The 22,072-nt window shown below is 70.8% G+C and carries 11 protein-coding genes; 5 read left to right on the plus strand and 6 right to left on the minus strand.

Going from position 1 to position 22,072, the window contains the following annotated elements; translation table 11 throughout:
- Nucleotides 1-24 precede the first annotated feature (24 nt).
- Nucleotides 25-6,315: a protein kinase gene (locus C3488_RS09400; RefSeq protein WP_103838884.1), complete on the minus strand. Its 6,291-nt coding sequence runs from the start codon at nucleotides 6,313-6,315 to the stop codon at nucleotides 25-27.
- Between the two features lie 134 nt (nucleotides 6,316-6,449).
- Here C3488_RS09400 and C3488_RS40080 point away from each other — a divergent pair, with 134 nt between their 5' ends.
- The 4 genes from C3488_RS40080 to C3488_RS09420 all read left to right on the plus strand — a co-directional run bounded on the left by C3488_RS40080 (nucleotide 6,450) and on the right by C3488_RS09420 (nucleotide 11,734).
- Nucleotides 6,450-6,908, plus strand: a complete 459-nt coding sequence (locus tag C3488_RS40080; RefSeq protein ID WP_146067851.1) for a hypothetical protein — start codon at nucleotides 6,450-6,452, stop codon at nucleotides 6,906-6,908.
- Between the two features lie 345 nt (nucleotides 6,909-7,253).
- Entirely contained in the window at nucleotides 7,254-8,954 is a 1,701-nt protein-coding gene (locus C3488_RS09410; protein WP_103838951.1) for a hypothetical protein, read from the plus strand.
- A 243-nt stretch (nucleotides 8,955-9,197) separates the two neighbouring features.
- Nucleotides 9,198-9,647: a hypothetical protein gene (locus tag C3488_RS09415; protein WP_103838886.1), complete on the plus strand. Its 450-nt coding sequence runs from the start codon at nucleotides 9,198-9,200 to the stop codon at nucleotides 9,645-9,647.
- Complete coding sequence (locus C3488_RS09420; RefSeq protein WP_103838887.1) at nucleotides 9,644-11,734, plus strand: Hsp70 family protein; 2,091 nt, start codon at nucleotides 9,644-9,646, stop codon at nucleotides 11,732-11,734. The genes C3488_RS09415 and C3488_RS09420 overlap by 4 nt, the downstream gene beginning before the upstream one ends.
- 360 nt (nucleotides 11,735-12,094) lie before the next feature.
- Here C3488_RS09420 and C3488_RS09425 read toward each other — a convergent pair whose 3' ends face one another.
- The 5 genes from C3488_RS09425 to C3488_RS09445 form a co-directional block, all read right to left on the minus strand.
- Complete coding sequence (locus C3488_RS09425) at nucleotides 12,095-12,967, minus strand: endo alpha-1,4 polygalactosaminidase (RefSeq protein WP_103838952.1); 873 nt, start codon at nucleotides 12,965-12,967, stop codon at nucleotides 12,095-12,097.
- A 369-nt stretch (nucleotides 12,968-13,336) separates the two neighbouring features.
- Nucleotides 13,337-14,482, minus strand: a complete 1,146-nt coding sequence (locus C3488_RS09430; RefSeq protein WP_103838888.1) for a substrate-binding domain-containing protein — start codon at nucleotides 14,480-14,482, stop codon at nucleotides 13,337-13,339.
- A gap of 34 nt (nucleotides 14,483-14,516) precedes the next feature.
- On the minus strand, nucleotides 14,517-15,596 hold the full coding sequence (locus C3488_RS09435; protein ID WP_103838889.1) for an ABC transporter permease: 1,080 nt from the start codon (nucleotides 15,594-15,596) through the stop codon (nucleotides 14,517-14,519).
- Nucleotides 15,593-17,143, minus strand: coding sequence for a sugar ABC transporter ATP-binding protein (locus C3488_RS09440; protein ID WP_258053357.1), 1,551 nt, complete (start codon nucleotides 17,141-17,143; stop codon nucleotides 15,593-15,595). The genes C3488_RS09435 and C3488_RS09440 overlap by 4 nt, the downstream gene beginning before the upstream one ends.
- Complete coding sequence (locus tag C3488_RS09445; protein ID WP_374955405.1) at nucleotides 17,130-20,015, minus strand: SpoIIE family protein phosphatase; 2,886 nt, start codon at nucleotides 20,013-20,015, stop codon at nucleotides 17,130-17,132. The genes C3488_RS09440 and C3488_RS09445 overlap by 14 nt, the downstream gene beginning before the upstream one ends.
- A 747-nt stretch (nucleotides 20,016-20,762) precedes the next feature.
- On the opposite strand from C3488_RS09445, the gene C3488_RS09455 reads away from it, so the two are divergent.
- On the plus strand, nucleotides 20,763-22,013 hold the full coding sequence (locus tag C3488_RS09455; protein ID WP_103838953.1) for a serine hydrolase: 1,251 nt from the start codon (nucleotides 20,763-20,765) through the stop codon (nucleotides 22,011-22,013).
- Nucleotides 22,014-22,072 lie beyond the last annotated feature (59 nt).

Consider the following 22,072-nt stretch of genomic DNA (forward strand, 5'->3'; position numbering starts at 1 on the left):
AGCCAAGTCCTTGCGATACGGGGATCAGTTGGTGGATGGCGTGCCGAAGTAGCGGGCGTGGGCCGTCGCGACGGCGTCCCAGTCGCCGTCGTGCGGGAAGCGGACGACCTCCCAGCTCGCGTCGAACAGGCGGTCCTCGGCGTCCTCGTCCCGCAGCGTGTTCCGCTCCTTGTCCGGGGTGTCGACGAAGACCGCGACCTTCACCCCCGGCAGGCGGTACACGAAGTCCGGGCCGGCGTTCGCCTCCCTCAGGAACACGTCCTTCTCGTCCGGCAGGCGCAGACCGCGGGCCTTCGCCCAGCCCAGGAAGTCACCCTGCGCGGCCAGTTCGGCGGCCGACGCCTCGACGGCCGTGGGCTCGGCAGGGTCCTCGTCGAGCAGCCGCCGGTACTGCTCCGAACGGGACTCGCCGCGCGGATCGCGCCGCGCCGTCGCCGAGGCGAGCCGCATCAGCAGGTCCCGTGCCGCGTGGCGGTTGATGAGGGCGTGGTTGAGCTGGTTGCCGTACGTCAGCAGGCACTCGTAGCAGCCGAGCGCGCACGGCCGGTCGGGGTGCGGGCCGCCCAGGTCGGTGCCGTCCTCGTCGAAGTGGCAGATCGACAGGGCGTACTGGGCCGCCTTCGCCAGGGCGTCCTTCTCTGCCTGGAGTCGGCGCAGCACGCCCGCGCCGCCCTCGGCGGCCTCCGTGAACAGGATGCGGCCCCGCGGTCCGTCCTCCGGCGGCAGCAGTTCGCCGGTCAGCTCGGCGTCCTCCAGCTCGAACGCGGCCTCGATGCCCCGCTCCAGCGCGTACATGAGGGACAGCGCCACCGGCTCGTCCAGCGGCTCGTCGAGGGTGACGACGAGGATATTGCGGCGGTCCTCCACGTACGGGATGACCCGCTTCTTGCGGCGCCGCTCGTTGCCGTCCGCGTCGACCTTGTCCAACTCGCTGAACTCGCCGGACGCCTCGGCCGCATCCTTGTTCGTCATCCAGCGGCCGTCCGCCAGATCCAGCCAGTAGCCCGGCGGCTCGTCGCTCTTGGCCCGCACCGGCCCCATGTTGGTGATCCGTACGGTCGCCGAGTCGCCGTACGCGATGTCGGCGAGCGCCGCGCCCGAGGCGTCGGAGACCGACGCGTCGAGACGTCCCTTGCGGGTGCCGTGGTCCTGGAAGCGGTACGACGTCTCCAGCCGGAAGCCGGCGCGGCGCCGCTCCTCCTCGTCGGAGGAGATCCGCTCCCGCCGCGTGGTGTACACGGTGTGCAGCTGCAGCAGGCCGTAGGTCGCCGCGCCCAGCGGCTCCCCGCACATCTCGCAGCGGTCCTGGCGCTCCTCCGGATCGTGGTGGTAGCCGCAGTGCGCGCAGCGGCGCGCCTCGCTGGTCGCCAGGTCGCCGGAGGAGTCCGGCGGCAGCTGGATGCGGGTCACCTGGTAGCGGGCGCCCTCGTGGTAGATGAGCGCGCCGGGCCCGAACTCGCGGATGGCGAGGAAGCGGGGCCGCTGGAGGTAGTCGCCCTCGCCGCGACGGCGGCCGACCGTGGGAATGTACGCGGCCAGCGGCAGACGCGGGAAGCTGTAGCCGGGCAGGAAACCCTCGGAGGCGAGATAGCGGTACGGGTTGAAGTCGGACAGGACCGACTTGCTGTCGACGCTCTCGTTCATCAGCAGGTTCAGCTGCGTCTCCGCCTCGCGGCGGCGGGCGTTGGCCCGGTTGCGGTCGCCCTCGGTGAGGCTGTAGTCCAGGCGCCGCTTGTTCTGGATGTACTGGTCGTCGAGTGCGGCGCGGAACAGCTGCCGCCACCGGTCGAAGGCCCGGTCGAACCGCTCCGGAACCGTCCGCACCCGGTCCTGGATCCAGTCGTCGTGCCACCACGTGGTCTCGGCGAAGTCGGGCAGCAGCGGGCCGAGCACGCGCAGGGCGGCGTCCACCGTGCGGCGCTGGGCGCCCTCATCCAGGGAGGCCGCGAGGATGTCGGGCTGAAGCTCCAGCGCGGGGTTCGGGCGGTCGCCGGTGTCCGGGTAGGACACGTCGAGGACCTCGGGTATCGCGCGGCCCAGCTTCAGGCCCGCCTCCGCGATCCATATGCCCTGGAGGTGGGAGAGGACCAGGTCCTCGTTGGCGAGGTCCAGACGCGGCGGTGCCACCGCGCCCGCCACCATCCGCTCCGAACGGCGGAAGTAGTACTGGTCGTGGCTGTTGCCCGTCGCGCAGTACGTCGTCACCAGCGCGGGCTGGCCGCTGCGGCCCGCACGGCCGGAGCGCTGTGCGTAGTTCGCGGGCGTGGGCGGCACGTTGCGCATCATCACCGCGTTGAGGGAGGAGATGTCGACGCCCAGCTCCATCGTCGGGGAGCAGTACAGCAGCTTCAACTCCGCCTTGCGGAAAGCCTCCTCGCGCCGCTCCCGCTCCTCCGGAGCCACCTGCGCGGTGTGCTCGCGCGCGAACAGGCCGGACAGCGCGCTCGCCGCCTCCTTGTACAGGTCGCGGAAGAAGGTGTTCACCCGTGGACCGTCGCCGCTCTGATAGGTGCGCGTCAACGGGTCGTGCGTGCCCGTCTCGCCCTTGCCCGCACGCCAGATCAGCGACTGGGCGGCCACCCGGTAGCCCGTCGCGGACGGTGTACTGGCCCTGCGGTAGCGGCCCGCTCGCTGCGGGGCCTCCGACACCTCCTTCACCAGGCCCGCCTTGGCCAGGACCTTCAACAGCTCCTCGATGACGAGCTGCAGGTCTTCGAGGGGGAGAGCCTTGAACGACGTGTCGGCGCGCTTCAGGTACTTGCCGAACTTGCCGCGGGCGGACAGGAACAGAGCCGACCGGTCCAGACCGGGGCGGGACGGATGGGGATAGGCCGTGCCGACGCGCGGCCGGTCGGAGGCCGACAGCACCCACGGGTCCACCAGCCGCTCCTCGCTAGCCCGCTGCAACGAGTCGAAGTCGTCACGGAAGTACGACACGTCGATGGCCAGGGAGCGGCGCATCTCGTTGAGCAGCGCCTTCAGGATCTCCGACCGCAGCGCCGGGTCGGCGTCCCGCAGCGCCGCGTGGGTGTAGGCCCAGCGGTCCTGCTTGTTCGCGACCCACTGCAGGTCCTCGTAGTCGATCTCCAGCAGACCCGTCTGCTCCAGGTTCGGCATGGTGATACGCCAGCCGCGTTCCAGGTCGAGGTAGAGCCGGAAGGCGATCACGTCGCGCAGCGTCTTGGCCGCGGCCTTGGCGAGCGACGGCGGCAGGTCGCCGTCACCCGTGTAGTCGGCGGGCTCGATCGCGAGCGCGTTCGTCACCGCGGAGGCCAGTTCCTCATGGTGGAGGCCGTCCTCGCCCGCGTCCAGAGCGGCCCGGTACAGGGCCCCTCGCAGCTGGGTGATCTGCACGAAGTCGTTGAAGTGGCCGGCCTGGAGGGAGGCGTCCTGGCGGTTGTCCACGAACGTGAGGAGCTTGCGGGCCTCCTTGTCCAGCGCCTCCTCCGGCACGGACTTCAGGGACCGCACCACTGACGCGGAGATGAGCGAGGTGGCGGAGGAGCGGCCCTCCTGGTCCAGGGTCGCCAGTTTGGCGAAGTCCCGGCCGCGCGTCTGCTCGTACGCCACACCGCAGTGCAGGCAGAACAGGAACGGCGACGGGATGAATGCGGCGTGCAACTCGCCGCGGCCCTCGTAGCCGAGCGGGTCGACCGTCACGGCACGCGGCACCCGGTCGCGGAACGCCTTCTTGACGATCTCCTGACCCTTGTCGTCCAGCTCCAGCCAGGACTCCGGCAGCCGGCGGTCGTCGACGGCGTACTGGACGCTGGACGGCCAGGCCCGCTCGTGGTCGATGTAGAGGTAGCCGTCGCCCTGGCGCCCGCCCGTGGCGGAGGTGTCCCGGCGGGCCTCGTAGCGGACCTCGCCGTCCTTCTCGGTGCGCCAGACCGTCAGATACTCCTGGCCGCACTCCCGGCAGAACGCGAGCGGCATCAGCAACTTGCCGCCGCTGCCCGGCTGTTCCAGCTGATAGGAGCGGGTGAGGTGCCGGGAGAGCTTGTCCTCCAGGGTGACGTACACGGTGTCGCCCTTGGAGAGGAACTGGTGCAGCCGGAACGCGAACAGGGGGCGGTCGGTGACCGGATGCCTGGCCTGCGAGCCGGCCTCCAGGGTCGCCTCGATGGCCTTCACACAGGCGTCCTTGGGGACGCCCGACTGCTCTGCCAGCTCACGCGCCGCGACCTCGATCTTCGTGGGCTGTCGGCGCACCAGTCGGCCCGTCGCACCGTCCGTGGCCAGGCCGAAGCGCGTCTCGATCCAGCGGGCCAGCGGATCGCGCACGAGATCGTCGTACGCTCGGGGCGAGGCCGGCGAGGTCAGGCGCTCGGCGGGAACGGCGTCGGGCGCCTCCTCCGTCGCGCGTACCAGCGTCTCGCCGATGACGTGCTCCGGGCTGACCGTCGCACCGAACAGCGTGCTCGCCACACCGGCGACGACCTTCTTCTGGTCCTCGACGGTGCCCTCGGTGGACATGGTGGCCGAGGTGCCGATGCACTGCACGTGCGGGGCCTGACAGGCCTCACGGACCCGGCGGATCAGCAGGGCCACGTCGGCGCCCTGCCGGCCGCGATAGGTGTGCAGTTCGTCGAAGACCAGGAATTCCAGGCCCTTCGCCATCCTGATGAGGCTGGCCCGGTCGGCGGGCCGGGTCAGCATCAGTTCCAGCATCACGTAGTTGGTGAGCAGGATGTCCGGCGGGTTGTCGCGGATCTCCTTGCGCTTCTCGTCGTCCTCCTGGCCCGTGTAGCGGGCGAAGGTGACCGGTTCACGGCCTGGGCCGTAGCCGTCGCGGAGGTACTTCTCCAGTTCCTTGAGCTGGCTGTTGGCGAGCGCGTTCATCGGGTAGACGATGATGGCGCGCACCCGCTTCTCAGCCCTGGTACCTTCGGCGTCCCGCTCGTGCAGCACCCGGTTGACGATCGGGACGATGTAGGAGAGCGACTTGCCGGAACCGGTTCCGGTCGTCAGCACGTACGAGGCACCGCGGTCGGCGGCCTCGATGGCCTCGCGCTGATGCCGGTGCAGGGTGAGCGGCCGGCCGTCCGGGACCGTTCCGCCCTCCGTCTTGCCCGCCTGGAAGATGCGGGCGCACTCCGGGTGCAGGACCCTCTCCCCGACCAGTTCCGCGACTGTGCCGCCGCTCTGGAAGAACGGGTTGAGCGACAGCCACGGGTCAGGCCACTGGGACTTGTCGTCGAGGTCCTTCTCCACGAAGGCGGCGATGCGGTCGTCGCGGATCACCGTGCCGCCCTCGGTGAAGGAGCGGTAGTCCTTTATGAGCGCACGGTGCACGCCGAACACGTCCATCGCCGTGCCGGAAGCGGTGACCGGGGCCGGCCTCGAGGTGGGGGAGGGGGTGGGTGCGGTGGCGCGGGTGCCGTACGCGCGCAGGAGCCGAGTCGGGTCGAGGGCGCTCCAGTGGGGGAGTCGAGCCGCGTCCCCGTCCTGCACGGCCAACGGGAGCAGCGCGTCGCGGACTTCGGCCGCGTCGGCTGGACGGTCCGCCGGGTCCTTCGCCAGCAGCCGCCCGACGAGGCGGATCAGCTCGGCGGGTATCTCGCTGCGGATGACGGCGAGGGGCGTCGGCTCGGCCTCGAGGTGCTTGCGGGCGAGTTCGTACGGCGATTCGCTGGTGAAGGGAGGTACGCCGACGAGCATCTCGTACAGCACACAGCCCAATGCGTACAGGTCGGCTGCCTGGGTGACCTGCCGTGCCTGGAATTGTTCGGGAGCCATGTAGCGGGCGGTTCCGACGCTGACCCCTGTGCTGGTGAGCCGTGCCTCGTCCGGGTCGTCGACGATGCGGCCCATGCCGAAGTCGAGGACCTTGACGGTCCCGCCCCGGGTCAGCATGACGTTCGCGGGCTTCAGATCGCGGTGCACCACATCGGCGGCGTGCGCCGTGGCAAGACCGTAGGCCATCTGCGCGCCGATCGCCGCCACCCAGGAGACGGGCAGCTGGCGTTCCTCCTCGATGAGGTCGCGCAGCGTCTCGCCGTCCAGGAACTCCATCGCCAGATAGGGCAGTCCACCGTCCTCGGTGACGCCGCCGGCGACGAGCCGTGTCAGGTTCGGGTGCTCGAGGCGACGCATGATGCGGACCTCACGGGCGAAGCGCTCGACCGCCTTGGCGTCCGCCCCGGTGTCGATCAGCGCGCCCGTACGGCGCCGCAGGATCGTCTTCACCGCGACCTTGCGCTCGGGGCTGCCCTCCGGCGCCTGGAGGTCCTCGGCCCGGTGAACCTCTCCCATGTTGCCCTTGCCGATGACCTGTCCGATGCGGAACCTGCCATCGATCAGTTCGTGGCTCACGGGCCATCCTCCGCGCTCATCTCGCCGTCCCCCAAGGGACTCGCCCCCTGCACGTGACACCGCTTCGCTCATGGGGTGTCACAGAGCGGAGTGCGGTTCCGAGTACCGTACACGAGCGGTGCCATCTTTCATAGGTGTTCGATCTGTTGACACTGTTAACGCGTCAGTTCTACGCTCACGCCGTGCAGTTGGGCTGCGTAGGGGGCGATATGGGGCATCAGATGGTCGGAACCAAGGGCGCGCCCGTGACGAAAGCCGTACTGGCCGAGCTGCTGACTCGCCTTCGGCGCGCTGCCGTTGACGGTGCGGTGCCGGGACGTGGTGTTCAGGCGCACGTGCGGCGACTCTGGCTCGGCGACGCCGAACGTCGGCGGCTGCGGGATGAGCCGGCCGAAGCGGAGGCCCCTGTCCGGGAATCGGTGGTGCATGCAGAGATCGACCGTCCGGATGTGGAAAAGGTTGCACCGAACCATGGAGAAAATGTGTTCCCCTGGCTTGATCCGGTCGGGGCACTGCTGTTGCGCTACACAGATGCCGACGGACATGTGACGTCCCGGGCCACGGGCGCGTACGGCCGGGATCGGATGGCCTAGGAGGCCGTCGCAGTTGGAGCGCGAGGCGAGGCGACGTCCGAGACGGCATCGCTGCGAAGGCCGGCGCTCGGTGTCAAGACTCCAGAGGCCGCGTAGCCGCCGCGATTCTCCACTCGGCCACCAAGGCGAGCCGCAAGATCCGCGGACGGGGCGCGTGGCGCTGAACAACGGCGAGTACTTCAAGGCGAACCGGTGTCAGGAGTGGAAGCGGGTCGGCTGACCGGTCGCGGCATCTTCTCCGTCGCCGAGGCCGAGGAGTGCCGGCCGTGTCAACGTGCGGAAGCGTGACGGATGTAAGGGCTATGTAATGCTTGTGTGCACGGTTAATCTGTCGGCGTGTACGACATGACCGACCCGGTTGCCGCCCGCCGTGCGGCGATAGCCGCCGAGAAGGAGCGCCTGGCTCGGGCGCGCGAGCGCCGGCGCAGCGGCGAAGCGGCAGGCGCGAACGGATTCGCTCAGCGGAAATGGCGTTGGGTCGGTGTAGACGGTGGTGACGCCGTCCAGACCGTTTTGGAAGTGCTCAAGGATATCGAGCAGTCCGCCGAACTGACGGAGAGCCAGCGAGAGGTCCTTGGCCAGGCTCAGGCAGGTGCACCGGACCGGGAGGCGCTGCTCCCGGTGGTTCGGGCCGGCCTCGCGGGGCTGAAGCCGGAAGCTGTGCTCCATCACCTCCGCGCGCTGTGGGCCGCCGGGGTGCGATGGCTGAACGAAGCAGGCCTGGAGCGGTGCCGCATCCTCTGCTCGACCGCTCCCGGCATCGAACTGGTCAACGCAAGGTCCCGCGCGGTCTCGGGCGGCCCTGCGTTCTCCCTGTTCGCCACCGCCGCCACCCGAGGTGCAATTCCTGTACCGAACGCCGTTCTGGCCCAAGTCCTCCCTTGGGCGCCGCTGTCCGTGCTCGACGACCTTGTGGAACGCGGTGGCCTCCTGGCAGAGGACAAGCCCTGGACGGTGCGCAGCGAGGAGGAAGCGCTCTACCTGCGGGCCCGTCTCACCCCCACCTCGATCAGCCCTGAAGAGGCCGAGCGACTCGGCTGGGACGACCTGCTGCGCCGTCGGGCGTTCCTCGCCGGAGAGACGATCACGAGGCAGGAGCCCGAGGACGTCTGGGACTTGCTGTACGACGTGGTGATGGACGTTCAGCTGGCGTCCCTCGACGCCCTGGACGCCGTCCTACCGCGCGTGCAGCAGATCCAGTTGCGTGATCTCAGATCGGGAGCGCTCGTCGGGCAGTGGGACGGCGGCACCATACGCGATCGAGGTCTGTGGAAGCTGATGGCCTCCATGTGGCGACCGACGGGGCCCGTCGATCCCCGACGCAGCGAGTTCTACGCCCTCGTCGCGCTCAACCGGGCCTACGACCTGCTGAAGTCAGGTGACCTGGAAGGGGCCGACCGCCAGGCGGAGTCCTTCGTGCGGGAACGGAAGACCGGCCATTCCCTGCCCGCTGACCTGATGGAGGAGGCGTACACCATCGCCGCCTACGTCACTGCGATCACGTCGCCCGAAGCCGAGAACGACCGTGCCGCAAGGGAGCGGCTCGCACAGGCGGAGAGTTACGCGGAGAAGGCGGCGGAGAACGGTCATCCGGTGGCGGTGCGCAATCTCGCGCACGTGCGCACCTGGAGGTCCACCCCGAAGAACAGACGGGGCGTGATGACCAACCCGTTCCTCGAACTCGGCCTCGACCATGGGGCAGAAGGCTGGGAGCGGCGCTGCCGGGAGATCTTCCGCCGGTACGAGCAGGCGGGAGACCGGGCGAGCCAGGCTCGGCTCAATCGGGCGGAAGACCGTATCTATGAGGCCGCGGGCAACGAGGCTGGCTTCGACGTTTTCTTTCAGATTCCGCTCGACCGGTCCCGACACGAGTTGCCCGACGCCGTGCCGAGGCAACTGGTGCCGCCGCTGGAACCGATGGCGCGCCGAACCGCCCTCACGAGCGGCGCGGACCTCGAGTCCATTCGCGCTCTGGCGGCCGTCGAACTGCTCGACGACTTCCGCAGCACCGCACCGCATCTCGACCGTCACCGGTCCATCCGCTGACGGCGTTTCCCGACTGATGACGCACGATGGTGAGCGAGGCACAACCACTTGATGGATCCCCGGAGGAGAAAGGCGGCGCGTCGCGCCGAGAAGAAGGTCTCCAAGAGCCTGCGGCCTCACCGACTCTGTCCGCACTGCGGGCAGATACAGCCAGGAGCGCTGCAGACGCCCTCGCCCCACAAGCCCGGTGGGACCAGACGCCGCAGAGAGAAGAGTCAGGAGACGACTGAGCCGACCGCCACGATGAGACAGCTCGCGGCGCCCGAACCCATTGACGCGAAAACCATCATCCAGGGAGTCGTCGATCGGATACCAGCCGCCCTGGAAGACGTGAACGCCGACGGGATGCCGTCGGCCACCGCTGTCGGCGTGGCGGTGCGCAAGGCGGTCCTCGATGAGTTCCGCACCCGGGCTCAGTTCGCCGGACGGCTCGCGGAGATCGACGCTCTTGTGTGGGCGCAGGCGGAGCACGGCGGCGACCTGCTCGGGGGAGCTCTGCGGGAACACCTGCGAGAACTGCGCATCCTCAGGGTGACCGAGCCTGAAGCGAGCGATCGGTTCGTCGTCACCGAAGGTGATGGCGAGGCGTTCGAGGTGCTGCGCCCGGCGTACGTCGACGAAGTGACCGGGAAGGTCATTTTGGCGGGACATCTGCGTCGGGTTCCTGGTTCTGCAGTGGGGGAGGAAGCGTGACGACAGGCATCGATTTCGGCACCACGAACTCGGTGGCCGCGCAGTGGAACGGGGAATACGTCGAGATCCTGGAACTCGGTGGTCAAGGGCTCGACGCCGACTGGGGACGCCCTGGGTTCGAAAAGCTCTACCCGTCGGTGGTGGGCACCAGTTCCCTGCGCTCCGGAGCCCTGTTCGGCTGGGAGGCCAAACTTCGGTCCGAGAAGGCCGTCGAGGCGTGCAAACGCCTGTTGCGTGAAGAGCCTCTCGTAACGGTCGGGGGGCGACGGTTCGCGGCGACCACCGCTGCCGCCGGTGTCTTCCGGTCCATGGTCACGGCTGCCGAGGAGGAGTCCGCGACGGAGATCGAGGAAGCCGTGATCACCGTGCCGGCGAACGCCACCGGAGCGGCCCGTTTCCGTACCCGGGAAGCAGCGCGGGCGGCGGGCATCGTCGTCAAGACGCTGCTGAACGAACCGACGGCCGCTGCGATCGCCTACGCACACAACATGAAGGAAGACGGCGAGTTCCTCGTCTTCGACTGGGGCGGCGGAACCATGGACGCCACCCTGCTGTTGCACGACGACGGATTCTTCGACGAGAAGGCCAGCCGAGGCGTCAACCGGCTCGGCGGTTTGGAGATCGACGCGCGGTTGCGGCGCATGGTGCTCGATCGGGCGCCCGCGCGCAGGGCGTGGTCGGAGTCCGAACAGCGCCAGTTCTCCCTGGACATCGAACGGAACAAGATCCTGCTGTCCACTCAGGAGTCCGTTCGTATCACCACGCCGGACGGCATCCCCGTCGAGATCGGACAGGACGAGTTCTCCGCCGAGATCCAGGACCTGATCAACCGCGCGCTCGACCCTGTCGAGGAGTGTCTCGAGCAGGCCCGCATCGATCCCAGCGAGCTGAAGGCCGTACTGATGATCGGCGGCAGCAGCCAGATCCCGGCCGTCCGTGACGCGGTGTCCGAAGCTCTTGACTGCGAACTCGTGGGTGTTGATCTGTGCCACCCGATGACCGCGGTCGCCGAGGGCGCCGCGATCTGCGCCGCGGCCATGGACGGCGAGCTGGAGAGCATCATCCGCGTCGTCAACACGCACGCGCTCGGCACGGTCACCAAGGACCAATACGGCAAGCGGGAGTTCAGCGCGCTGATCGGCCGCAACCAGCGTCTGCCGCAGCAACGGGTCAAGTCCTACCGGCCGTCCAAGGACGGCGTGTCCAAGCTGACCGTGGAGGTGTGGGAAGGAGACCCGGACCGACCTGTCGACCACCCCGACAACGTCAAACTGACCGAGCTGGTGCTCTCCTACCCGCAGCGGTCCCAGGCGGAAGACGGGGTGTTCGACCTCGAATACACCTACAGCAAGGAAGGGCTGCTCGCGGTCAAGGCCACACTGCAGAAGACCGGGGAAGTCCTCCTCGATGGCGAGGTCAAGGTCTTCGGCGACAGCACCGTCCCTCCGGAGATCGAGAAGGAACTGAACGAGCTGCTCGCCCTGCGCGCCACGAGCCACACCGCGCCCAGGCCGACGCATCCACAGCAGTCGCCCGCACTGCCACGCGATGGGCGACCTGCCGATTCCGGCGTATCGGTGCCCCCGCCATCGCCCGCCTCCATGGCGAAGGCCGCGTCCCCCCTCGAGCAACCCGCCGCACCCCTGATTGTGGATGGCTCGAACCTGGCGTGGAACGGCCGCCCGCCCCGCTCCGCAGGAGGACAGCCGAGCTTCCAGGCACTCCAGGCGGCCGTCAGGGCGCTCAGATTCAAGAACCCGAACCGGGACATCCACGTCGTCGTCGACGCCACGCTTCGGCATGACGTCGCCGAGGCGGAACGCCCCTTGGTGGAGGAGGCCATCGCTGCCGGGACGGTCGTCCAACCGCCGGCAGGCACTGAAGGCCGTGGAGACGCCCTGGTCATCAGTATCGCGGAAGAGGTGGGCGGAGTGATCGTTTCCAACGACAACTTCGCTCCGTTCCAGAAGGCCAATCCCTGGCTGCTGACTCCTGGCCGCGTCCTGGGGGCGACACACTCCCAAGGCATCTGGGTCTTCAACCGCAGGAAGCCCAACGCGGCTGCTCCGGCCGCGCGTCGTCGGTGATGCGCACGGGCTTGGTCGGCTTGCTGCTTACAACATGGGCGGTCCGCGCCCCTTGGCGGGGCGCGGACACACCTGATGAGGAGTCCGCAACAAGGCAGTCGTCCGGGATGGGCGGGTGAGCTGAATCCATCCACCCGCGTTGCCGGCCTTCTCCTGGAGGCCCTCCAGGCGACGAGCGTGGGCGTGGGAGTGGAAGTCGCCGCAGCCGCCGACCGCTCATGGTTCCACGTCGTCTGCGACACGTCCGTTCTCGTGGACCAGCGGTACGCCATGGCAACGCCCGGCGGGAACTGAAGACTCAGATGGACAACCTGGCTGTCTCCTAACAGCCCGGAAGGTCCTCCGTGCGCCCGGCTCACCTCAGTCGGTCCTGCGCACATAGCCCGGGTCGTCCGGCGTCGACACGTCCCGGTCCCGGCGCACGATGCTCAGCCGGTCGCCGTAGCCCGCGAGGGCTTTGCGCAGGCCGCCGTCCGTGTACTCGACGTCGACGACGTGGTTGTCGAAGGCCTTCGCGTACGCGTCGCACTCGTCGTACTGCCCGCACTCCTCCGTCACCGCGAAGTCGAGGCCGGTCCGCTTGCGCTGCCCGGCCAGCTCGAGGGTGTTCTTCTGGCCGATGGCCAGATGGCGGGCGTGCGCGTGGACCGACAGCAGGGTCATGAAGGCGGCGGCGTCCTGCGCGCTCAGCAGGTTGTCAGAGCGGGTGTAGCTGTCGTAGTTGTCCGGCTCGACCGCGTCGAAGCCCTTTGCGGCGCAGCCGTCGATCCACTGGTTGATCCGCGTCGCCACGCGGGCGCGCTTGGTCGCCGTACCGATGTCGAGCAGTGCTTCGTTCCAGTCCTGGTCGATGACCACCTCGCCGCTGTCGTCTCGCAGGAGCAGATCGGCGGGCCATGTCTTCTCGGCTCCGGGCTGGGCCTGGAAGGCGTTGACGTAACAGATGTTGTAGAGGCCCGGCGCCGGGGACGCCGTGCGGTCACGGCTGACGATGCGGACTCCGCGCGGCGGGGGATAGGCGCCCCCGATCTGGTAGTCGAAGCCGGCGTGCGGTGGTGGGAGCCTGACCGCGGTGGGAGCGGGCTTCCGGGAGGGTGACGCCTGCGACGGGGTCTGCCCTGGGCTCGCGTCCGAAGGATCCTCCGGGTCGGCCTTGGTGCCGCAGCCGGCGACCGCCAGCAGGGCCACCACGGCGGCGGCCGCTCCGACGCGGGCCACACGCATGACGGACATGTACGCTCCACCCATCGCGAGTACGACCCCGCCTCCGACGCCGTCGCGGTCCTGGCGACTCGGGCCGGACTGGACCATGACCGCGTACCGGCTGGGCGTACCTCTGAGGTACCGGGGCAACGGCCCGGCACGCGCATGATCAAAGCGTTCGACGGCGGCCCGAGTCAAGGCGCCCGGTCACGGAACCCACGACCTCGGCCACGATGTCGTCGGTCACCGCCATCCGGTCGAGGAAGCATCCTTCGGCCTCGACGGCCTGGCTCTGCCCACCGACCCCGATCAGCGGTCCCGTGCCGATGCCGCTCCTCTCGCGGCGCGCTCCACCGCCCCTGCCCGCGCGAGCCCTTGCTCACTGACCCGGAACACCGACTACGTCCCCCAGATCCCCCGATAAGCCTCCCGATACCCCACCGGATCCCAGGACGTCGCCCCTCCCGTGTTCTGCGCCGTTGCCACATGCACAGGCGCCACATACCCGCTCGCCGGCGCCCCCGCGAACGCCCGGTTGAACTCGTCCACGATCTGCCAGCCCTGTTGCGTGAGCGGTTCCGGGACCGTCGCCGCCTGGTAGCTTGCGCTGTTGATGCGCTGGAACGCGGACGGATCCCCGTCTCCCGCCCCGATGTTGAAGGGGGGACCGGAGCCCTTCCTTCCCGCGGCGCGCAGGGCCGGGGCGGCGTCGGCGAAGTAGAGGTCGTTGATGGCCGCCGAGTAGGTCCAGCCGCCGCCCAGGCGGGACGCCAGCGAGGAGACCTGCTGGGGGACGCGGCTGCTCGCGTCCGGGAGCGGGATGTTCACGTAGGACAGGAGCCGCACGCCGCCGCACGTGGCGAGTTCCTCTCTGATCGATTCCGCCTTGTGCTTCGCGAACGGGATGGAGTCGTCCGTGAACAGGACGGCGCCCGCCCGGCCCCCGGAGTGCGCGATGATCCAGTCGGCCGTGATCCTCGCGACGTCCCCCACGTGCGTGGTGATGTTCGTGAACAGCTTCGGGTTCTCGCTGGGGCCGGGCTCGGCGACCGCGTGCCAGCCGATCAGCGGGATCCCCTTCGCGTTCGCCCTCGCCACCTGCTGCGCCGTGGACTTCGGGTCGAAGCCGCCCAGCACGATGCCCGACGGCTTGAGCGCGATCGCCTGGTCGAGCGCCGCCTGGATGCCGGCCGGTGTGCCGCCCCCGTCGATGACCTTGAACTTCCAGCCGATGGCCTGCGCGGCCTCCCGCGCGCCATTGGCCGTGCCGGCGACGCCCGGGTTGGTCATCGTCTGCGCGACGTAGATGATCGTCCGGCCCCGCACCGCCTTGGGGCCGGTGGTGGGGCCGTTCCAGGCGGTGTGGGGCTGCTCCGCCTGGCGTACGGCCGACTGCGCCCGGGCGAATGCGGCCGGGCAGCCGGACGCCGACGGCGCGGTGGAGGTCCCGGTGCCCGGCCGTGAGCCGTGTTCGCAGCCGGAGGCGAGGACGACGACGGCGGCCAGTGCGGCGGTGCCGACGGCGGTCGTGCGGTTCACGTGCACAGTCTCGCGCTTTCGGTCACGTCGAGTCGGTCACTCAAGGGGGCCGCGGAGGGCCTTCGTCGGTCGTCGGCGCGTGGCTGCCGTCCGTCGTGGCCGCGCGGAGGCGGCGGCGCGCCGCATAGCCCGCGAGACCGACCGCCAGCAGCAGGGTGCCGCCGTCGAACAGCGGCGTGACCCAGAAGTCCGCGCCCAGCTGCTGGATGCCGGCCAGGCCGATCGCCAGCACCGCGACGGCGACGAGGGTTCCCGCGGCGTTGGCGCGGCCCGGCCTGATGGCGGTCGAGCCGAGGAGCGCGCCGACGAAGGCCGGGAGCAGGTAGTCCATGCCCACGCTCGGGTTGCCCAGCTCCTGCTGTGCCGCCAGGAGGACTCCGGCGAGGCCCACGACCAGGCCGGAGGCGGCGAAGGCGTAGACGCCGTAGCGGCGGGTGGGGATGCCGACGAGGTCGGCGGCGCGCGGGTTGGAGCCGATGACGTAGAGGTACCGGCCGAGCGGCAGACGCTCCAGCAGCAGCCAGAGCAGGACGGCCAGGGCCAGGACGTAGAAGGCGGGGAGCGGGAGGCCGAGGAACCTGGCGTCGTAGAGGTCGGTGAAGGCGGGCGGCAGGCCCGCCGGGCCGGGGACGATCCGGGCGCCGCCGGTGATCCAGCCGGTGACCCCGTACATCACCGTGCCCGTGCCGAGGGTGGCGATGAAGGAGTTGATGCGGGCGAACTCGACCAGCAGGCCGTTGCAGACGCCGACGGCACCGCCGCCGGCGACGACGGCGATGCAGGCCGCCGGCCAGGGCCAGCCGCCGGCCACCATCAGGTGCAGGACCATCACGTGGGCGAGGCCGAGGCCGTACCCGATGGACAGGTCGAACCGGCCGGTGGCGATGGGGACCGTCGCCCCGAGCGCGAGGATCGCCGACACCGACTGGTTGGACAGGATGGAGGAGACGTTGTCCAGCGTCGGGAACGTGCCCGGCAGGGTGAGGGAGAAGACGAGGAACAGCAGGGCGGTCAGGAACAGCAGGCCGTACGCCCCGATGACATGGCCCCGCGCACGGACCGGCCGCCGCCGGGGCGGGCGGGACGGTCCGTGCGGGGACCGCGGGGCGGCGCCGGTCATCGCTCCGTCGCCGTTCCGGTGATGCCCGGCATGGCCGTCGCCGTGCGGGTGAGTTCCGGGACGGTGAGGGCCGCGCCGGTCAACTCGGCCGCCACGGTCCCCCGGACGAACACCAGGGCGCGGTGACACACGTCGGCGACCTCCTCGAAGTCCGTGGAGCACAGCAGCACGGCCGCCCCGGCGGCCAGCGCCTCATCGAGCAGACGGTGGATCGCCGCCTTGGCGCCGACGTCGATGCCGGCGGTCGGCTCCTCGAGGATCAGCAGCCGCCGGCCGAGCCCGAGCCACCGGCCCACCATGACCTTCTGCTGGTTGCCTCCGGACAGGGTGTCGATACGGGCCTCGGTGTCGCGGGGGCGCACTCCGTACCGGTCGAGCAGGGACAGGGCCGTGGCGCGCTCGCGTCGCGGGCCGATCCAGCGGGGCGCGTGCGGGCCCTGTGCCCGGGGGTTGGCCAGGAGGTTCTCGCGGACGGTGAGGTCGTGCAGGCAGCCCTCCTCCTGCCGGTCGTCGGTCACGAATCCGACCCCGGCGGCGACGGCGGCGGCGACCGTCCGCGGGTGGTGGGGGCGGCCGTCCAGCAGGACGCGCCCGCTGACGATCGTCCCCGAGCCGGCGAGCGCCCGCCCCAGAGCCATGTGACCGGCGCCGGTGAGCCCGACCACGCCCAGCAGCTCACCGGACCGCAGTTGCAGGCCGACCGGCCCCGCGGTCTCGGTGCGGACGTCCTCCAGGCGGAGCACGACCGGTCCGGGGGCGGAAGCCGTCGTGGGCCGGTGCGCCGCCACCGGGCCATGGCCCACGATGTCCTGCACCAGCCGGGCCGGGGGACGGTCCGCGAGGCGGCCCCGGCTGACGACGCGGCCGTCGCGCAGTACGGCGAAGCGGTCGGCGACCTGGTAGACCTCGTCGAGCCGGTGGCTGACGTACACGATGCCGTGGCCGCGGTCGCGCAGGGCGTGCAGTACGTCGAACAGGCGTGCGCAGTCGGTCGCGGGCAGGCTCGCCGTGGGCTCGTCGAGCACGATCAGCGGGGCTCGGGCGGCCAGCGCGCGGGCGATCGCGACCAGTGAACGCTCGGCCCGGCCGAGGTCGGCGACCCGGGCGTCCGGGTCCAGGTGGCCGGCGACGATCTCCAGCGCCTCCACGCACCGCTCCCGCACACGGCGGAACGAGATCAGGCCCAGGCGGCGCGGGTAACCGGTGCCCAGGGCGATGTTCTCCGCGACGGTCATCCACCCGACGAGCCCGAGGTCCTGATGGATGAAGGACATGGAACGCGCGGCGGGCTGCGTGCCGAGCGGGTGTCCGGCCACCGTCACCTCTCCCTCGTCGGCGCGGTGGACCTGGGCGAGCACCTTGATGAGGGTGGACTTGCCGGCGCCGTTCGGCCCCAGCAGCGCCAGGACGCCGCCCCGGTGGACGTCGAGGTCGACCGAGTCCAGCGCGAGCGTGCCGCCGAACCGCTTGCCGAGCCCCCGGATGCGCAGCAGGGGCTCCGAACCGCTGTCGTTCGCGGCGAGGTCCGGGACGTCATACGAGGCCAGCGAGGTCCCCCCAGTCCATGTCCGTCGGCGTCGCCTCCGGCAGAGCGCCGGACGGCGCCTGAAGTGCGCACTCCGCCCAGATGACCTTGCCCTCGGCGGTGTAGCGGGTGCCCCAGGCCTGGGCGAGCTGTGCCACGAGGAACAGGCCCCGGCCGCCCTCGTCGTAGGTGGCCGCGTGGCGCAGGTGCGGCGATGTACTGCTGGTGTCCGCGACCTCGCAGATCAGGGTGCGGTCGTGGATCAGGCGTACGTGGATGGGGCCGCTGCCGTAGCGGACGGCGTTGGTGACCAGTTCGCTCAGCAGCAGTTCCGCGGTGAACGACACCTCCTCCAGGCCCCAGTCGGCCAGGCGGCGGATGACGGCGGCGCGGACGTCCTTCACGCGGGCCGGGTCCGCGGGCATCGACCAGTCGGCGATCCGGCCGGGGTCCAGGGCGTGGGTGCGGGCGACCAGCAGCGCGATGTCGTCCTCGGGGTGCTCCGGTGCCACGGTGCTGAGGATCGCGCGGCAGGTGTCGTCCGGTGCCCGGTCCGGGCGGGCGAGCGCCCGGCGCAGCAACTCGAAGGAGGTGTCCAGGTCCCGTCCGCGGTCCTCGACGAGCCCGTCGGTGTACAGGACGAGTTCACTGCCCTCGGGGAGGGGGATCTCGGTGGACTCGAACGGCAGGCCGCCGAGGCCCAGGGGAGGCCCGGCGGGCAGGTCGGGGAAGGTCACGCTGCCGTCCGGGTGCACCAGCGCGGGCGGCAGATGGCCGGCGCGCGCCACCGTGGCCCGCTGCGTGGTCGGGTCGTAGACGGCGTACAGGCAGGTCGCGCCGATGATCCCGGCGGTGGCGCAGGCCGTCTCGTCCCGGTCCATGCGCCCCACCAGGTTGTCGAGGTGGGTGAGGACCTCGTCGGGGGAGAGGTCGAGTTCGGCGTAGTTGCGCGCGGCCGTGCGCAGTCGGCCCATGGTGACCGAGGCGTGCAGGCCGTGGCCCACCACGTCGCCGACGATCAGCGCGACCCTGGTGCCGGAGAGGGGGATGACGTCGAACCAGTCCCCGCCGACCTCCCACTCGGCGGGCTGGTAGCGGTGCGCGATCTCCAGGGCGCTCTGTTCCGGCAGCCGGTTCGGCAGCAGGCTGCGCTGCAGCGCCAGGACCATCGTGTGCTCGCGGGTGTAGCGGCGGGCGTTGTCGATGCAGATCGCTGCGCGTGTGGCGAGCTCCTGGGCCAGGGAGCGGTCGTCGTCGTCGAAGGGCGACGGGGACTCGCAACGGTAGAAGCTGGCGATGCCCAGGACGACACCGCGGGCGAGCAGGGGGGCGGCGATCAGGGAGTGGACGCCCATGGAGACCAGTCGTTGGGTGTGCGCGTGCTCCTGGGAGATCCAGCCGGTGGAGGCCCTCAGATCGGGTACCAGCACGGCCTGCTCGCGGTCCAGGCAACGGGACTGCGGCGTCGCCGGGCGCGGGTCGATCCGCTCGCCGACCGGGTAGAAGGGGAGGTCACGAGTGCCGTGCATCACCGCGCGCACCATGCCGGTGCGCGGGTCGGCCGCCTCCTCGCCGCGCAGCACGGCCTCGGGCAGGTCGATGGCGACATGGTCCGCGAGACGCGGTACGGCCATCTCGGCGAGTTCGAGAGCCGTGCGGCGCACGTCCAGCGTGGTGCCGATACGGGCGCTCGCCTCGGACAGCAGCTCAAGACGGCGGCGCGCCGCGACGGCGTACGTTCCCACGCCGGGCTCCCCGACGAGGACCAGCCGGCCGTCGGCCGTCGCCGGGGCGGATGCGCTGTCGCCGGACTGCTCGCGGGGCTGCTCGGGCGTCCGGACGGTGATGGGCGGGGCCGTGGTGACCTGGCCGGAAGGCACGTCGAGAAGGTGCCGCGGCACCGGAATGACAAGCGTGTCCGGTGCGGCGAGGTCGCGCGGCTCGCCGAGGTGTCCGGTCAGGGTGAGCTGTGGCTGCGGCCCGTCCTCGTGCAGGACCGCCTCGACGGCGACGCCCTCCGTGCCGCCGGGGCCGGTCACCCAGTGGCTCAGCAGGGTGAGCCGCCGGCCGTCGCAGAGAGCCACCTCGACCGCGCCCCGCTGGGCGGCGGAGATCAGCTCGGCGGCCTTCTCCCTGACGATCATCCGGTCGCGCCCGTTCAGTCCGCCCAGGGCCGGCTCGTCCACGCCGATCCCCGCGGCGTCGAGCAGCCGCGCACCGACCGTGGTGCCGCGCCGGGCATCGAGGTACGCCTGGAGCAGGTCGCGCTCGCGCGCCGAACTCTGTTCCAGCAGTCGGCGCTCGATCGCGTGGGCGGCCTGGGTGATGAGGGTGTCCATGACCGGGCCGGCGTCGGTGCGGGGGCAACCGAAGGAGAGGACGCCCTCGATGCGTCCGCTGAGCAGATCACGGATCGGGATGGCCGAACAGGCGTTGCCCTGCGACCGCTCGGCGAAGTGCTCCGCGCCGTACAGCCGGCACAGCCGCCGCTCCGCCAGGGCGAGGCCGATGCCGTTCGTGCCCGCGACGTGCTCGGCGAACACGAACCCCGGGGCGACCTGGAACGGCGGCAGTCTGCGCGCCAGCGACGGTTGCCCGAAGCGGCGTGCGAGCACCGTTCCCTCCCCGTCGGCAAGCCCGATGTTCATCCGGCTGCCGGCGAACCGGTTCTGCAGCCAGTCGAGCACCGGGTCGGCCGCCCGGACGAGCCGTACGTCCGTGTCGACGTCCGGTCGGTAGGGGAGCTCGGCCTGGTCGGGCGAGAGGCCCAGCAGCACGGAGCGCTGCCAGGAGTTCAGGATGATGCTCCGCACGCCGCTCTCGACGGTCCCGCCCTGCAGGAATCGCTCGCGAACCGGAGTGAGGTCGATGCCGTCGTCCACGGCCATGTGCATCACTCCCCTCGCCGGCTCGCCGGCTCGCCGCTGGGCTGCTCCGCCGCCCTCGTTGGGGGAACGGTGGGATGCCGTAGGTAATTTTAGAACTTATCTTGACAAAAGAGACGGATTACTCATTTCGGCCACTCTGTCGTCCACGGCGGGACACGTGCCGGAGCGGCCGGCCTCGGGGCGCGGGTGAGCGGGCGCAGCAGCGCGGGGTGCCGACGGCGCCCCGCAGTGATCTTCTCGTGGGCGGCGCGGACCCGGTGTCGTAGCGGCGGTTGAACCCCACACCGGTGCGAAGCCCTGGTCCTGCTCGGTCCCGAGATGCCCGTCGCCCGGCTGGCGGGACCTTGCGGTCCCGTCCCCGTGGTCTCGGTGGCCCGCCGGCTCCGGTCGGCCCCGCCCGGCGTGGACGTGGTGCGCAGCGCCGACGACGAGGGCGCCCGCCAGGCCGTGGACCACCTGGTCGCGCACCCGCCTGGCCCGCCTCGCCCCCATCGACCTCACCGGCGTCGCCCAGGCCATCCCCCGACCGGCCGAACTCGTCGTCGGCCGCGCATCGCCCGGCTGGAGGGGGAGAGGGACGGGGGAACGGCCCCGGGAAGAGAGACCGTCATCGCCCCGCGCCCTGTCGTCCGGGGCGCCACGGTCCACCCCTGGGCCTCTCGAGCCGCATGGGCGTCGGCAGGCGGCAGCGCGCGGACGCCCCTAGGCTGGCCCGCGGAACCTCGGGACCTGCGGCTCTGTGGGAGTCAGCCCATGACACGTGCGTGTACGCGATGGCGCAGGGGGGCCGTGGCCGCCGTGGCGGCGGGGATGCTGGTCGTGCCGGTCGCGGACGGGACCGCGTTCGGAGCGGGCCGGTCGCCTGTCACGGCCGTCCGAGCCGCCGGACCGCCCGCCCCGTCGGCCCCGGGCCAGGTCCGGGACCTCACCCCCGCCGTGACGCGGCAACTCGACGAGGCCGTTCGGCGGGTCATGCGGGAGGCGCACGTGCCCGGCGTGACCGTGGGGCTGTGGACGCCCCACCAGGGCAGCTACGCACGGTCGTTCGGCGTCGCCGACAAGAGCAGCGGGCGGCGGATGTCACCGGACCTGTACCTGCGGATCGGCAGCGAGACCAAGACGTTCACCGTGACCGCGCTGCTCCAGCTGGTCGACCGGGGCAGGGTGGGTCTGGACGACCCGATCGGGAAGTACGTCGACGGCGTACCGGGCGGTGACAGGATCACCCTGCGTCAACTGGCCGGTATGCGCAGCGGATTGTACAACTACTCACAGGACCCGGACTTCTTCAAGGCGCTCACGTCGGATCCGCGACGGGCCTTCACGCCACGGCAGTTGCTCGACTACGCCTTCAGACACCCCGTGCTGTTTCCGCCCGGGCAGAAGTTCGACTACTCCAACACCAACACCGTCCTGCTGGGCCTGGTCGTCGAGAAGGCCGGCGGTCAGCGGCTCGCGGACTTCATCCGCGAGAACGTCCTCGAACCGGCCGGTCTGCACCACACGCTGTTCCCGCTCGACGCCGGTTTCCCGACCCCGCACGCGCAGGGCTACACGGACCAGACCGCGAGCGGGAAGGTCGAGGACGCCGCCGACTGGAACCCCTCCTGGGCATGGGCGGCCGGCGCGATGATCTCCGATCTGCGGGACCTGCGGGTGTGGGCGCGGACGGTGGCCACCGGCAGGCTCCCGGGCGGCGGCACCCTGATCAGCCCCACCCTGCAGAGACAACGGCTCACCACACCCCCGACCCCCCTCCCGGGTGCGGGATACGGCCTCGGCATCTTCGATGTCCACGGCTGGATCGGGCACAACGGTTCCCTGCCGGGCTACGAGTCCCTCACCGTCCACCTCCCGTCGGCGCGGACGACCCTCGTGGTGCTGCTGAACACCGACATCGACCATGCCGGCCGGGAACCCAGCACGCTCTTCGGCGAAGCGATCACGAAGCTCGTCACGCCCGGGCACGTCTTCGACCTGCCCGCGCAACCGGCAGCCAGGTGAGGACGGCGGCCTAGGCCCCAACCCGGTGGTTCGGCGACGGTCCCGCCCCACGCGTGGGG

It is taken from the genome of Streptomyces sp. Ru72, from assembly GCF_002920635.1.
Taxonomy (GTDB): Bacteria; Actinomycetota; Actinomycetes; order Streptomycetales; family Streptomycetaceae; genus Streptomyces.